The sequence below is a fragment of the Thermostichus sp. MS-CIW-23 genome (genome assembly GCF_054059455.1).
The window spans coordinates 1-13,201 of sequence record NZ_JBSSCC010000016.1; the positions used below are offsets into that span (position 1 = coordinate 1).

The following is a 13,201-nucleotide window of genomic DNA, read 5'->3' on the forward strand; positions in this document are numbered from 1 at the left end:
CGGGATACCGCCATTCTGGTTGGAAACAAACAGAATGCTATCGCTGCATAGTTGAACAGTGATGTTCAGCAGTGTTCAGCGTAAATGTATCAGCTCCGCTAACGCGACCAGGATCCCTCCAAGTGGGATCCAACCGGCAAGCGACCCTGGGCCGGGATCTGTCCCAACAACACCTGCAGCAACGCCTGTAGAGAGACGGGGGTAGTGCCGTAGCAGGCCAAATAGACCGGGATCTGGGGCAGGGCAAAGGCGTCGTAGGGGGATCCCAAGGCCAACCCAATCACCTTTTCCGGCGGAAGGGATCCCAGTAAGTCCGCCAGCAACTCCTTCTGAAGCGGGTAACGAAACAGATCAAGGGATCCCACCAGCACTTGGTCAGCTCTTGACGCCCCTTGCAGGGTTGTTTGCAAATCCTCAGGGGTAGGCTCTGGGCTGATCTTGAGAACCTGAGCACCGGGCCAGACATTTTGGAAAAGATCCCCCAGAAGAGGTACAGGGGTGATAAGCAGCGGGTCAGGGGCCAAGGGAGGTAGGGATCCCCGTACTAGGGTGATGCTGTCTTGGGCGATTTGGCGGGCCAGTGCCCGGTGGTTTTCCAAGCCGGCAGGGGGGAAAGGGGGGCAGGGGGATCCCAATCCGTAGCGCCGCTTCAAGGTCAAAATTCGCTCCACTGACCGATCCAACTGCTCAACCGACAAACGACCGGCACGGAACTCCCGCAGCAGATGGGCATAGGCTTCTTTTTGGATGGCCGGGCTAAAGCCGGGATCTGCCCCAAACACCAGCACATCGGCTCCTGCCCTAAAGGCCAGTTCTGCCGCTTCGGGAATGCCGTAGGTGCGGGCAATGGCCCCCATGGTCAGGGAATCCGTCAGGACAAGACCCTGGAAACCCAGCTTCTGCCGCAGCCAGCCGGACACCACCTCAGGGGCCAGCGTTGCCGGTTGCACGGATCCCAGAGCCGGCATCACCACATGCGCCGTCATCATCGCCTCTGCCCCTGCCCGGATCAAAGCCTGAAACGGGCGCAATTCCGTGGTCTGTAGCGCCTCCAGAGGGCGATCCACCCGCGGCAACCCCAGGTGGGAATCCATATCGGTGTCCCCATGGCCGGGAAAATGTTTGGGCGTACAGAGGATCCCGGCTTGCCGATAGCCGCGCCACAGGGCGAGGCCGTAATCTGTCACCTGTTTCGGGTCTGACCCAAAGGCTCGGATGCCGATGATGGGGTTGTGGGGGTTGCTGTTCACGTCCACAACAGGGGCGAAGTTGAGGTTAAACCCCAAACTTTTCAGCTCCGTTCCCACCGCACGGGCCATAGCTTCCGCCTTTGCCAGGGATCCCGCTGCTGCCACTGCCATGGCGCTGGGGAACACCGTCACCCCCTCGGTAAGGCGCACCACCGGCCCCCCCTCTTGATCAATGGCTATCCACAGGGGGACAAGGGCTTGTGCCTGAGCCGCGGCAATGAGCTGGGCCACCTGAGGCAACGTTTGAATGTTGCCGGCAATCGAATAGAAGATCAGCCCGCCCACGTGGTAGTCCCGGATCATCTCCTCGAGAGCGGAGGAAAACTCAGCTCCCTCAAAATAAACCAGAAACAGCTGCCCCACTTTCTCCTCAAGGCTCCAAGCCCTGGGATCCACTGCGGCAGCGGGACGGGGTCCTTTCGCGTCAGCGGGACGGAGTCCTATCGAGCATGTCAAAGCAGATGTCCTTGGGCGTCGCTGCCAAGAAAGCCGGTCAGGATGAGCGTAAACTACCCGACATCAACCGCTAGGCGGTACGGAGCGGGCTTTTAGTAGCCCTGCAGTTAGCAAGCCAACCACGAGCCTCTGGGGTGGTTTACAGCACCCCCAATCGACCGTTACCAGTGCCTTAAACAACCGTTTCTGATGTCCGCAGTATTATTATAGCATTCCTCCCGACACCGACCCTACGGGTACAGTGCGGGGCTCCTGCAATTTCTAGCTGAAGTGGCTCTTGCAGGTTTAGAGTGGCGATTGACTTGTAGTTGTGGCCATACTGGAGGGATGGCGTAAAGAACTGTAACCTCAGCAGTACACCAGAGTCATCTTGAAGTGCAGTGATGAAGTGCAGTGAAATAGTGCAGTAAAATTGTCTCTAAGGCGTTCTTTGTTCTTTGTGTTGGTTCTAGCTCCCCTTTCTCCTTAAAAAAAGAGGAGTTGTGAGTGAGAGAAAACCTACCCAAACATTACCTATGGTCAAAACAATCTTCAAGACAATCTCCTCTTCCACCCTGGGGTCGATGATGTTGCCTTTCTCCTGCCGCCAGCTTTGGATAACTGCCTTTCCCGCGTTGGCCGGAGTTACGGTGGCTATTGGCGGCCTTGGGGCGGGAGGATCCCTGTGGCAGGCAGGAGCAGCAGGTTTGGCTACGGGGATGACGGGCTATGTGGCTTCTGCTCTATCTGGGAGCGAGGCCAAAGCCAAAATCCAGCTTCTGCAGCACCTCGAAAATCGACAGAAGCAAAACGAAATCACTCCTTCAGACCTACAGCAACTGCAAAGCGAACTGGCCAACCTGCGTGCTGCCCTTGAAGATTGGGCAAAAGTCCAGCAGAAGGGGGTGGCTGCTGCCCAACCTTATGATGAGGCTCGTTCGCAAGCTCAAACTCCTCAGCTTCATTTTGAAACAGAGATCCAGATCCAATCTCAAGAAGAACGACTTCCTCAGTTACGCGCAGAAGAGCAAAGTCTGAAAGCCTCGATTGGAGATTTACAAGCCAAGAAAAAAAGGCCCATTCAGTCCCTCAAAGAGGGCATAGCCAAGGTAGAACAACTCCAATCAAAACAGAATCTCCTGAAGCAGGATACTGCCCGCTTAACCCAGGCTTGTCGGTCAACAGGCTCTAGTAACTCCATTAAACGGTCACCTATGCCCGCGAAAGGATCTTCAGACGTATCTCTTGGCTCGGCCCGCATGACCAAAACTGCCGCCGGCGTCGCATGGGCCGACAAATATGACGAAGTCTTTGCAACCCTCGAGGAGCGAATCGACAACCTGGAAGATAGCGCCAGAGCAATGGCAGAACTGGCATCGATGGAAGGCAACGGTAGCCGATAGGGGCAGACATCCCATCCCAATAGCACCGAAACGGTTCACAGCTCTGGCTCGCCAAAGCCCCGTAGAGGGTGAGCGTGTTCTGAGGGGATCAAGCCCTTGGCCTGCACCAATACCCCAAAGCCCCCCAACCCCATGGGATCCAGCAGCGCGTGAAGAGCGGATCGCCGCCGCAAAACCTGGCCCACATCCACAGCTTCGCCGCCAACCGGGTTCCCCATTTGGCTAAGGGCGGCCAGCCGCTCGGTCAATCCCAGGTTGACCAAAAAGCTGCTTTGCCGGGTGAACCCCAGACATTTTAGCCCCAGAGATTCTCCCACTTGCTCTAGGGTGGTAAAGTCCACATGAGCGGTGAGATCCTGGGATCCCACCCGAACATAGGGATCCGTGTAGCTGCCGTGCTGTCGGTAGGCCAAGAGCGTACCTTGGGCGCGGTGGGGGCTGTAGTAGCTCTGGGCGGTGTGGCCATAATCGATGGTGAGCACGTAGCCTCGCCGCAGCTTACGGGCCAGCAGCTGCAGCCACTCCAAGGCTTTTAGGTTCACCTCGGTTTGGTAGCCCGACGGATAGGTTTCTACAGGGATCCCCAAGCGGGCAAAATACTCCCTCAGCTCAGGAGTGGACAGATCCCCCAGCACTTCCCGGAAGTTGGCTTCTGCAGCCTCGCCGCAATCGACATAGATTTCCCGCAAAGCCCCATCCTGCACCTGCACCCGATGCACCGGAAAAGCATCCACCAGCTCATTGGAGAAGAAACAGCCTGTGACCGACTCATCCGGGATCCCGTCCCAATCCAACCAGCGCACCTTCTCCCCAAAAGGAGCCAATCGCTCCTGTTGGAGCCGCCGCAGGTGGGCAGAACGCTCCAGGATCCCATAGTCCAGTGCCTGCCAAAAAGAGGGCTGTTCGCGTAAGCGGGCCGCAGGCCTTGCAGAGCGCACGTAGGTCAGCCAATCCTGGGCCAAGCGACCGCTGCCCGCCCCCATCTCGATGACCGTGAAGGCAGAGGGGGATCCCAAAATGTGCCAGAACTGGTGGATTTGCTCCGCCAACAGTTGGGCAAAGTCCGCCGCCAGGTGGGGAGAGGTGAGGTAGTCGGGGCCAATCGGGGATCCCTGCTCGTAATAGCCCAACCCTGGCTCGTAGAGAGCCCACTCCATAAACTGGGCAAAGGTCACCGGTCCCTGAGCGCGAATGCGGCTGACAATCAACTCCCGCAACTTCTGCGTGGCCTGAGGTGTCGATAGAGAAAGACTCGGGTCGCGTAGGTGTTGCTCAGGAGCGATCACAGGTGAGGATTCCAGGGATCCAGACTTACTCAACTCAAACTTACTTGTTCAGGGGACGACGCCAATTTTGGCGAAACTGACGGTTCGAGACCAACAACACAGGCCAAAGGGCCGATACCACCCACTTCCCGGAGCCCGAATAGATGCGATCCGCCTTGCGGGCCGAGTACCAAACTCCACCTGCATAGATTGCCAAGAGCAAAAAAGGCCACATCTCAACCCATCCTGTTCAACGCTGCTCACCAGGTCAGGGATCCCCAATCAGTAGGCATCCTGCAGCTCATAGAAGTCAGGCGTGATGTAGTCCTTGCGCAGGGGCCACCCTATCCAGTCTTCCGGCATTAAAATCCGCTTCAGGTTCGGGTGTCCCTCGAAAACAATGCCGTACATGTCGTAGGTTTCCCGTTCCTGCCAATCCGCCGACTTCCAAATCCAGTATACGGAAGGCAGCCGTGGATCCTGGCGAGGCAACTTCACCTGGAGCCGCACCTCCTGAGGGCGATCCGCCCCGTCTGACAGCTTGATCAGGTGGTAAAGGCTGACCAGGGGCTGCCCTGCCCCCAGGTCATATCCGCACTGACACTCCAGGTAGTTAAAGCCGTAGGCATAGAGGGCGGTACACAGGGGCAGAAGAAAGTCCCGCTCCACCTCCAACAGCTCTACCCCCGCTGCGTCTCTCCCCAAATACTGGTGCTCGAAGCCGTTGTCGGCCAGAAACTGGGAAACCGGGCCCCGCTCCAACGTCACCAAGGGTTCCGACTGCTCGCCTGCGGATGGCGGCGCTTGTTTTTCCTGGGCATTTTCCTCTGCCATCTCACACTCCTCCCTGCAAGGCTTTGAGCTGCTGTTCCGCCTGCTTAAAGTCGGCAGTTTGCAAGGCCGGGGGCACCGGCAGGCCGATGGCAGCAGCCAGCTCTGGCGGGGGAGCTTGGCGGGTCTCGCTCTCCAGATACTTGCCGGTGATGATCTCCGGCACAGGCTTGAGGTTGTGCTTAACCGTGTAGTAGCGGTGGGTTTGCTGCAGACGGCCCCGCTCCCGCATGTCCTCGGCGGCGATCTTCTTGCGCAGCTTGACAATGGCATCCATGATCGCTTCTGGACGAGGAGGGCAGCCGGGAATGTACACATCCACCGGGATCAGCTTGTCCACCCCCCGCACTGCCGTGTAGGAATCGGAGCTGAACATGCCACCGCTGATGGTGCAGGCCCCCATGGCGATCACGTACTTCGGCTCAGCCATTTGCTGGTAGAGCTTGACCAACGCCGGCGCCATTTTCATGGTGACCGTACCTGCCGTGATGATCAAATCAGCCGTGCGCGGCGAACAACGAGGCAGCAGGCCAAAGCGGTCGAAGTCGAAGCGGGATCCCAGCATGGCGGCAAACTCGATGAAGCAGCAGGCGGTGCCGTAGAGCAGCGGCCAGAGGCTGGACATCTTAGCCCAGTTGTACAGGTCGTTCACCGTCGTCAGAACGACGTTGTTGGAGAGGTCGGTAGTCACCTGGGGGGCAGCCCCCGGAAACAAGACTTGCGATTTCTCAGACGTCATGACCATTCCAATGCTCCTTTTCTCCAGGCGTACACAAGACCCACCACAAGGATGGCGATGAAAATCAGGGCCTCCACAAAGGCCAACAGCCCCAAGCGGTGAAACGCCACTGCCCAGGGATAGAGGAACACCGTCTCTACATCGAAAATGACGAAGACCAGTGCGAACATGTAGTAGCGAATGTTGAACTGGATCCAGGCTTGCCCAAACGGCTCCATGCCCGACTCGTAAGTGCTGCGCCGCAGGGATCCCCGCCGCTTTGGCGCTAAGAGTGCGGAAGCCCCCAGAGCCAAAATCGGCAGCAGAGAGCAGAGGATCAGGAAAACCAGCAAATACTCGTAGCCGGACAGAACAAACACGACGCCAGACTGCCTCAGGTGCTCAACATTTAGATACGTTTCCAGTATAGAGCCAGTCTGGGGCTCCCCTGCGCCACGGGATCTTCAGTTCTATTGATGATCATGATTGTTGGGAGCGGCGTTTTTCCAGCCAGCCCCACACTCCGCTCACCACCGCCCCGGCCATCAGGATCCCCAAAGCCGGCTGAAACAAAGGCAGCCAGAGCCGCATCCAAAGTTTGTAGCCCAGTGGGATCCCAAGAAAAGCCCCGGTTACGGAAAAGACAAACCAGACAAACCCGGCGAACACCAGAAAGACAACGGCAATCAGGAAGTTATCCAGCCAGCGCTTGAGGTCAGAGGAAACCATAGGGATTGAGGCAGAACAGCTTGAAGTAGACCCAGAGGCAATCTGGGAACCGAACCTTTTGGGCCGCTAATGCCGATATCTCAGCATCTTTCACCCAGACAGACTGCCGGAATAAGTTCAACAGACAGGGTAGCTTACCCCAGCACTTGGTGAAGATCCCACGTGCACCTTTTTGGGTAGAGTAAGCTGTGCCGGCCCGCTGCTGACCCGCTGTGAACACAACCCAAAACCACGGTAGCGCCAGTAGGATTCCCCAGCCAGCCTGCTAACAATAAGTGAGATTTCCCTTCTGCCGCTTGGTCAGCTCAGGTTGAAGATTCTCCCCAAATGGCTGCACCGGTTGTTGACTTGTCAAGATATAGTGGTAAAAATCTGCTTATACACAATATGTAGCGTTAAGCCGATGTCCATCTCCTCTGGCTCTTCTTTTGCAGACCGCTTGCGATGGGTGATTGGCGATGAAGCCGTCTATGCGTTTGGGCGACGGGCCGGAATTAGCGATACGGCCTTGCGCAGCTACCTGAAGGGATCCGTGCCCAGCATTGACAAGGCCGTGAAAATTGCCCAAGTGGGCCAGGTCAACCTCAATTGGCTGATTACAGGGGAGGGATCCCCGCAGTTGCATCCCGACGCGAAAGCAGAGTATGTGTATGTGCCTTTTGTCGATGTAGCCGCCTCTGCCGGAGCGGGGGCGTTGGTGCGGGAAGAATCGATCGAATCGGTGGTTGCTTTTGAGCGAAACTGGCTGCGGACATACTTGAAGGGAAATCCTGCCGAGCTGAGCCTGATTCGGGTGCAGGGGGATAGCATGTCTCCCACGTTGGAGGATGGCGACTGGATCTTTGTGGAACGGCAAGAGGGCGGGGATCTAAGCTGTGAAGGCATTTACGTCTTTCAGATGGATGGGGATCTGTTGGTCAAACGACTGCAGCGCCTGCCTGGGTCCCAGGTGAAGGTGATCAGCGACAACCCCCGCTTTCCCCCCTTTGTGGCGGATTTGGCGGATCCCATCAACGGCCTAACCCTCATAGGGCGTTATCGAGGTCGCATCAGTTTTGATTAGCCTCTGGCAGCAGATGGCGGAAAGTGGCAGCTTGACCGACCGAGAATCCCCTTGGCGAGATCGGGTCGCCGGTTAGGATGGGTCTTGAGGGTTGAGTTGAGAGGAGTTCCTGCTCCTTGCCTGCGCCCATCCAGCCGGGGGTTTGCCTGCAATGGCTCGTTCGTCCCAGCTCCTAACAGTCGCTCTCCATTCCCTAAGCGGGATCCTCTTGGTCAGCAGCGGAATCTGGGTCGGGATGGTGCTTCCCCAGCAGGCCCAACCTCAGCCCCAGCCGGAGACCAACATCTCTCCCACTCAACCCGCTTCTCCCACACCACCGATCCTGCCCACCTTGGCCCCGCCCCAGGCCAATCCTCCGGTGGCCAGCCCAACAGCAGATGCAGATCCAGAGGAAAATCATGAGAGCCCCACGGATCTGGAGGCAGAGATTCGGGAGATCCGCCAGCAGGTGATCCAGCTCTTGATCAGAATTGAGGAATTGGAGTCGCGGCTGCAACGGCTGCGTTCTCAAACAGGCCCTGAGCCTATCAGGGAATCTTCCACTGCTGCTGAGATCGCTCCAGGGGCAGAAAGCGCCTCTGCGCCCACCCCGGCTCCGACCACAACGCCAACCTCCTTTCAGGTGGGAACCCAAACCATCAGCCTGCCGGGCGATTTGCTGTTCGATTTTGACAAAGCCGAGATTCGACCTGAAGCAGCCTCGCTGTTGGCCCAGGTGGCCAAGTCCTTGGAAGCTATGCCCGGCGCCCGCGTTCAAGTGAATGGCCACACCGATAACATCGGGCCCTTAAACTACAACTTGGCTCTTTCCCTGCGCCGCGCCAATGCGGTTAAGGACTATTTGACGAAGCTGCTGCCGGAAGGCCATCCCATCAGTTGGACAACCTCTGGCTTTGGTCCCACCTTGCCCGTTGCCGATAACGACACAGAAGCCGGACGGCAGCGGAACCGCCGTGTGGATTTGGTCATCGCTCCCTAGCTGCACCCCCCAAAGTGGGGGATGACACGTTCTAGCAGGGCTCTGGTCTAGAATCTAGTAGGGTCAATCCGGCCAGGATTGATGGGCTTGAGTTCAATCCTCATCGTTGGGGTTCGGTTTTGAACGCGGCAGGGATCCCTCTGGACAAGAGGCAAACGTTTGCGCTGAGGGTTGACACAACCCTGGACGCGCTTGACCAGGTTTTGACCTGGTTTGAGTCTTTCCGAAATGCGGGCATCCCGGATCCCATTTGGGCGGAATGTCAGTTGGCTTTGGTAGAGGGGTTTACCAACGCCGTTCGCCACGCCCACCGCGCTCTGCCGGAAAGTACGCCCATCGACATTGAGCTGCTGCTGATGCCGCAAGGGCTGGAGTTGCGCATCTGGGATCAGGGGCAGGAGTTTGATCTGGAGGGATTTGCTCGGAACTTGTCGGATCCCACATCGCCCAACGCCAATCTTGAGTCCGAGGGGGGACGGGGTATTTTGCTGATGAAAGCTCTCTCTACTCACCTCAGCTACAGCCGCCAAGCGGATGGTCGCAACTGCCTGGTGATCGGCAAGCGCTTCGACGATCCTGGATCTCGCCCGCGTCTGTCGGTGCCGGGCTTAGGCGAGCAGACCACCGCTTAACTTGCGAATAGCTGAGCTGGCCACATCGCTGTAGCGCAGTTCACCGGCCAAGATCTGGCCCATGCGCCGAGTGGCTCCCGGTCGTTTGACGCCCACCCTGTAGCCCACGCCCGGAAAGCGATAGAACAACGCCGCAATCCGCTTAGCCCAGCGCATTTCTGAGCCCCATTCCTGCTGCACGCGGGCAGAGTAGTTCGCCAGAGCTTCTGTATCCCCGCCTAGAGCTTGATCGATGGCCTGGGCCGCCAACATGCCGGTGAGAAGGGAAGGGCGGATCCCTTCAGCCGTAAACGGATCGATAACGCAGGCGGCATCTCCCACCAAGAGGGCATTTTGGGTGTGAAGCGGTTGATCTTCGTCCCAGAGGCAGATGGGATGGCCAAACGGCTTGACCGACTTCAAGTCTACGCCAAAGCTTTGGGCATATTGGGCGGCAATTTCCCGCAGGTTTTGTTTTTCTCCACCCCGAAAGGTGCCGGCTCCAATCGAGTAGCCATCAGCCTTGGGGAAGTTCCAAATGTAGCCATTGCTGACGGCGCCGAAGTCAAAATGGGCGGCTGCAGTTTGCGGCTGCAGGAGAGGCACTTCTGCTTCCAAGGCGGCAGCCAAGCGACGGCGGCGTTCCTGAAAGCCCAGCCACTTGGCCATTGAGCCTTTTGCCCCATCGGCCCCGATCACGTACCGACCCCAGACCGGGCCGGCGGTTGTCATCACTTGCCAGCGGTCGCTTTGCCACTCGAGGCCAGAGACAGGGCATTCTGCCTGGAGCGCTGCCCCTTGCTTTTGCGCTTGCTGAATCAGGTAGTGGTCGAAAACATCCCGCCGCACCATCCAAACGGGCTCTTTCAAATCCAAATCGACCACCACCGGATCGCCGCCGCGCCAGGTGTAGCGGATTTGCCGGATCTTGAGGGAAATGGCGGGGCCAAAGTCGAAGTCAAACCAAGCCGCCACCATAGGAGAAACGCCGCCCCCACAGGGTTTGTAGCGGGGCAAGGGATCCTTTTCCAGAACCAGCACCGAGCGTCCCCGCTTGGCCAGATGGTAGGCGGCAGATCCTCCAGCAGGGCCGGCGCCGACGATGACACAGTCGTAGAGTTGCGGCATGGTTTTCGATACTCCAGGCCCCCCCATCCTGGGTTCTGCTCACCAGCTTCTAGCCTATTATGGCTACAGCGAATTGCCTGCACGTTGCTTGCCTTTTTGTCGGGAAGACCATGCGAATTCGCTGGCAGCGCCTTGCCAACCAGCCCTCAACTTGCTACTGTGCCGCCTGCGGAAAGCGTTTTGCGGGCGGGAAGCGAGTTCGTCACCTATTCAACGATAAGGGGTTGGATCTCGGCCCCCTTTGCCCAGCGTGCTTTGCCCTTCCCCCAGAGCAGTTGCGAGAACAGATCCGCCGCTACGCCTATTTGATTCGCCTAAATCGTCTGCGGCATCCCGGCATCCAAGACCACGCCCATCATCTGGAGCAAGCGGCCCAGGAGCGCTCCATTCGGTATCCGGGCCTGTGGGGCTGGCTGCGGCAGTGGTGGTAGCGTTGGCAAGGGGATTGGGCATTCTGGAAAAGATGCAGGAAAATCAGGAGAGGTTGCCTTCGGGATCCCAGACCCGTTGGCTTGTTTGCTCTCGTTGATTGAGGAGCCCCCATGCACGACCTGGACAGTTTGCCAGAACCAGTAGCCGATGCCTTGATCAAAAGCCTGCTTACGGACGTGGAGCGGCTGATCAACCAGCACGGACTGTCAGAGGTTCTGGTGGGGTTGGCCATGTATTGCAACGTGCAGTTCAAGGCCAAGTTCAATAAGCCCAACCGCACGGAGAAGGATGAGGAGTTGGGGTTTTATTTCCGCGACGCCGCCAAAGCTCTAGAGGTGGCTGCCAGCCTCACCTATCGCACCATCGACCGCTCTCAATCTGCCCGGCCCAGCACCTAGCCACTGGGATCCCTTTTTGGCCTCCACCCCCAAGCCCCTCTCCCAGGGGGAGAGGGGGGCAGGCATTTAACCAGCAAGCCGTTTCACCGCAATGGGAAGGGAAGGAACGCGGCATCTTGGGGTGGCAAGGGATCCCCCTGGGTTTTTATGCTGGTGGGCAACAAGTTGCATTGAGGCTGAGCGTGAGAATTGTTTGGGAACGCAGCATTTACGCGGGCAATGGCCGAGTGCCCTGCATTATCTGCGGGGGATGGGCCAACCCCATCCAGAAAAAAGGGCACCAAGTGTTGCTGGCGGTGGTCTACAACGACCGCGGGCAAATCTACGGGGAAGTCTGCCGCAGTTGTCTCAGTTTGGGGGCCAAAGGCATCAAAGAGTGCCTGCAAGAGCGGATTGCCCGCCTGCGCAAGCAACTGGAAGATTTGGAAGAGCTGGAGCAGGGAGAGGTGCAACTGCCTACATTGGAGCAGGAGTTGAGCGCCTATTTGGATTGAGGACTACACCCCTCTGAAAAACTTACGAAACCCCAATAGGAGGTGACGTCTGATACATTTACGCTGAACACTGCTGAACATCACTGTTCAACTATGCAGCGATAGCATTCTGTTTGTTTCCAAACAGAATGGCGGTATCCCGCAAAGCTTTGAGTAGAATACCCAAAGCGCAGTTTCCGTGTCGTCTTACTACCAATTTTCTGCTTTGCTTTGGCTACCATGTTGGCAGACTCGAAAGTAAACAGAAAGATCAACTGGTAGTAATCCGTACTGAACATATTATACATTATTTTCAGTATAGTTGAGCTTATTATTGACTAGAGTCATGCTCTGATTTCTTCCTGCTTCCACGACCCATGACTGGTAGCGGAGTTGGCCTCTATGGTCGTTTCAGGTTAGTCTGAGACGCCCGAGCTACTGAGAAAAGCCCCGCCCTACCGCTATGGGGAAGTAAGCTAACGGCGCGCAGAGGACGTCAACAACCTTGGTCAGCAAATATGGACGGAGAGGGAGGGATTCGAACCCTCGACGGAGCTTTTGGGCCCCGTAACTTCTTAGCAGGAAGCCGCTTTCGACCACTCAGCCACCTCTCCAGGGCCAGGAAGGGCAATGGCAAGCTGGGATCCAGCCACCAGTTCACTCATTGTAGGGGATGGGATCCCACCCGGCAACTGCCCCCTGACCCGCCCTGCAAAGACTCCGTCCCGCTATCGCGATCAGCCGGGATCCCTCCTGGGGTTGGGTGAGTCTAGCTCACCACCTGCAGGTAAATATCGAAGCTGCCGCTATTGTCGCCGTAGCTGCCCTTGGCGTCATTGATGTTGAAGGCAATATCCAGGTTGGGATCCAGATCCACCTCCTGGGGCTGCTCTGGCGAGGACTCGAAAACCTGATGGGCCACCAGTTGGGCGTTGGGTTGAAACAGCACAATCCCGTAGCGGCAGAGGCCCGGGTAGCGCCACTCCTCAGGGGTCGGGATCCCTTTGCCAAGGGGCGAGCGGATGCTGGTGGAAAACGAGAAGCCATAGCGCCAAGCCACATTCCTGGGGAAAAAGCGGATACGGCTGGCCCGCAACGGACGCCCTTGCCAGCGTAAAATGTTGCCCGCCTCTTGGTTCACCCGCAGGTCACGGAAAGCCATCCAAGCCTGTAAAGCTTCTTCTTCAGGTTGGATCCCTTCGATGGCCAGGGCCTGGCTCCAATCCAAGTCACTGCCATCGCAGGTGATCTGCCGCGGAATTTGCGCCAAATCCAGTTGTGCCAACCCCAGAGTATCAGACGCAGATTGGGTAAACATCTATCTCTGATACATTTACGCTGAACACTGCTGAACATCACTGTTCAACTATGCAGCGATAGCATTCTGTTTGTTTCCAAACAGAATGGCGGTATCCCGCAAAGCTTTGAGTAGAATACCCAAAGCGCAGTTTCCGTGTCGTCTTACTACCAATTTTCTGCTTTGCTT

Annotated in this window: 16 protein-coding genes, 1 tRNA gene and 1 pseudogene; 7 read left to right on the forward strand and 11 right to left on the reverse strand. The window is 57.4% G+C overall.

The features are described from left to right. Positions 1-98: 98 nt before the first annotated feature. On the reverse strand, positions 99-1,613 hold the full coding sequence (locus ACVW0B_RS07330; protein WP_457491327.1) for a glycoside hydrolase family 3 protein: 1,515 nt from the start codon (positions 1,611-1,613) through the stop codon (positions 99-101). Between the two features lie 575 nt (positions 1,614-2,188). Here ACVW0B_RS07330 and ACVW0B_RS07335 point away from each other — a divergent pair. Then, positions 2,189-3,088 carry a hypothetical protein gene (locus ACVW0B_RS07335; protein WP_457491328.1) on the forward strand — a complete coding sequence of 300 codons (900 nt, stop codon included), beginning with the start codon at positions 2,189-2,191 and terminating at the stop codon, positions 3,086-3,088. A gap of 35 nt (positions 3,089-3,123) precedes the next feature. Here ACVW0B_RS07335 and ACVW0B_RS07340 read toward each other — a convergent pair whose 3' ends face one another. The 6 genes from ACVW0B_RS07340 to ACVW0B_RS07365 all read right to left on the reverse strand — a co-directional run bounded on the left by ACVW0B_RS07340 (position 3,124) and on the right by ACVW0B_RS07365 (position 6,631). After that, a complete protein-coding gene (locus tag ACVW0B_RS07340) occupies positions 3,124-4,407 on the reverse strand; it encodes a class I SAM-dependent methyltransferase (RefSeq protein WP_457491329.1) in 1,284 nt (427 codons plus the stop codon). A 7-nt stretch (positions 4,408-4,414) separates the two neighbouring features. After that, complete coding sequence (locus tag ACVW0B_RS07345) at positions 4,415-4,588, reverse strand: hypothetical protein (protein WP_414344869.1); 174 nt, start codon at positions 4,586-4,588, stop codon at positions 4,415-4,417. A gap of 47 nt (positions 4,589-4,635) precedes the next feature. Next, the gene (locus tag ACVW0B_RS07350; protein WP_011433902.1) at positions 4,636-5,187 is read right to left on the reverse strand and encodes an NAD(P)H-quinone oxidoreductase subunit J; all 552 of its coding nucleotides are present in this window, start codon (positions 5,185-5,187) and stop codon (positions 4,636-4,638) included. Position 5,188: 1 nt separating this feature from the next. After that, on the reverse strand, positions 5,189-5,923 hold the full coding sequence (locus ACVW0B_RS07355; RefSeq protein ID WP_457491330.1) for an NADH dehydrogenase subunit K: 735 nt from the start codon (positions 5,921-5,923) through the stop codon (positions 5,189-5,191). After that, the gene (gene ndhC / locus ACVW0B_RS07360; RefSeq protein ID WP_457384246.1) at positions 5,920-6,282 is read right to left on the reverse strand and encodes a photosynthetic/respiratory NAD(P)H-quinone oxidoreductase subunit C; all 363 of its coding nucleotides are present in this window, start codon (positions 6,280-6,282) and stop codon (positions 5,920-5,922) included. The genes ACVW0B_RS07355 and ndhC overlap by 4 nt, the downstream gene beginning before the upstream one ends. Positions 6,283-6,382: 100 nt before the next feature. After that, positions 6,383-6,631, reverse strand: coding sequence for a hypothetical protein (locus ACVW0B_RS07365; RefSeq protein WP_011433899.1), 249 nt, complete (start codon positions 6,629-6,631; stop codon positions 6,383-6,385). Between the two features lie 403 nt (positions 6,632-7,034). Here ACVW0B_RS07365 and ACVW0B_RS07370 point away from each other — a divergent pair, with 403 nt between their 5' ends. From ACVW0B_RS07370 to ACVW0B_RS07380, 3 genes are all read left to right on the forward strand, one after another. After that, complete coding sequence (locus tag ACVW0B_RS07370; RefSeq protein ID WP_457491331.1) at positions 7,035-7,694, forward strand: XRE family transcriptional regulator; 660 nt, start codon at positions 7,035-7,037, stop codon at positions 7,692-7,694. 151 nt (positions 7,695-7,845) lie between these two features. Further along, positions 7,846-8,673: an OmpA family protein gene (locus ACVW0B_RS07375; protein ID WP_457491332.1), complete on the forward strand. Its 828-nt coding sequence runs from the start codon at positions 7,846-7,848 to the stop codon at positions 8,671-8,673. 119 nt (positions 8,674-8,792) lie between these two features. After that, positions 8,793-9,305, forward strand: coding sequence for an ATP-binding protein (locus ACVW0B_RS07380; protein ID WP_414421911.1), 513 nt, complete (start codon positions 8,793-8,795; stop codon positions 9,303-9,305). On the opposite strand, the gene ACVW0B_RS07385 is transcribed toward ACVW0B_RS07380, so the two are convergent. Beyond that, positions 9,282-10,412, reverse strand: coding sequence for a geranylgeranyl reductase family protein (locus tag ACVW0B_RS07385; protein WP_011433895.1), 1,131 nt, complete (start codon positions 10,410-10,412; stop codon positions 9,282-9,284). The two genes, ACVW0B_RS07380 and ACVW0B_RS07385, sit on opposite strands and share 24 nt — an antisense overlap. Before the next feature lie 110 nt (positions 10,413-10,522). Between ACVW0B_RS07385 and ACVW0B_RS07390 the strand changes: the two genes are divergently transcribed. The 3 genes from ACVW0B_RS07390 (at position 10,523) to ACVW0B_RS07400 (ending at position 11,736) form a co-directional block, all read left to right on the forward strand. Further along, complete coding sequence (locus tag ACVW0B_RS07390) at positions 10,523-10,843, forward strand: hypothetical protein (protein WP_457491333.1); 321 nt, start codon at positions 10,523-10,525, stop codon at positions 10,841-10,843. A 111-nt stretch (positions 10,844-10,954) separates the two neighbouring features. Then, a complete protein-coding gene (locus tag ACVW0B_RS07395) occupies positions 10,955-11,242 on the forward strand; it encodes a hypothetical protein (protein ID WP_011433893.1) in 288 nt (95 codons plus the stop codon). 182 nt (positions 11,243-11,424) lie between these two features. Next, a complete protein-coding gene (locus ACVW0B_RS07400) occupies positions 11,425-11,736 on the forward strand; it encodes a hypothetical protein (RefSeq protein ID WP_414399467.1) in 312 nt (103 codons plus the stop codon). A 91-nt stretch (positions 11,737-11,827) separates the two neighbouring features. On the opposite strand, the pseudogene ACVW0B_RS07405 reads toward ACVW0B_RS07400, so the two are convergent. From ACVW0B_RS07405 to ACVW0B_RS07415, 3 genes and pseudogenes are all read right to left on the reverse strand, one after another. After that, positions 11,828-12,011: pseudogene (locus ACVW0B_RS07405) on the reverse strand (hypothetical protein); the annotation flags it as partial. A gap of 227 nt (positions 12,012-12,238) precedes the next feature. Then, positions 12,239-12,329: transfer RNA gene (locus tag ACVW0B_RS07410), tRNA-Ser, on the reverse strand. Between the two features lie 155 nt (positions 12,330-12,484). Further along, positions 12,485-13,033, reverse strand: coding sequence for a hypothetical protein (locus ACVW0B_RS07415; protein WP_011433891.1), 549 nt, complete (start codon positions 13,031-13,033; stop codon positions 12,485-12,487). Between the last annotated feature and the right edge of the window lie 168 nt (positions 13,034-13,201).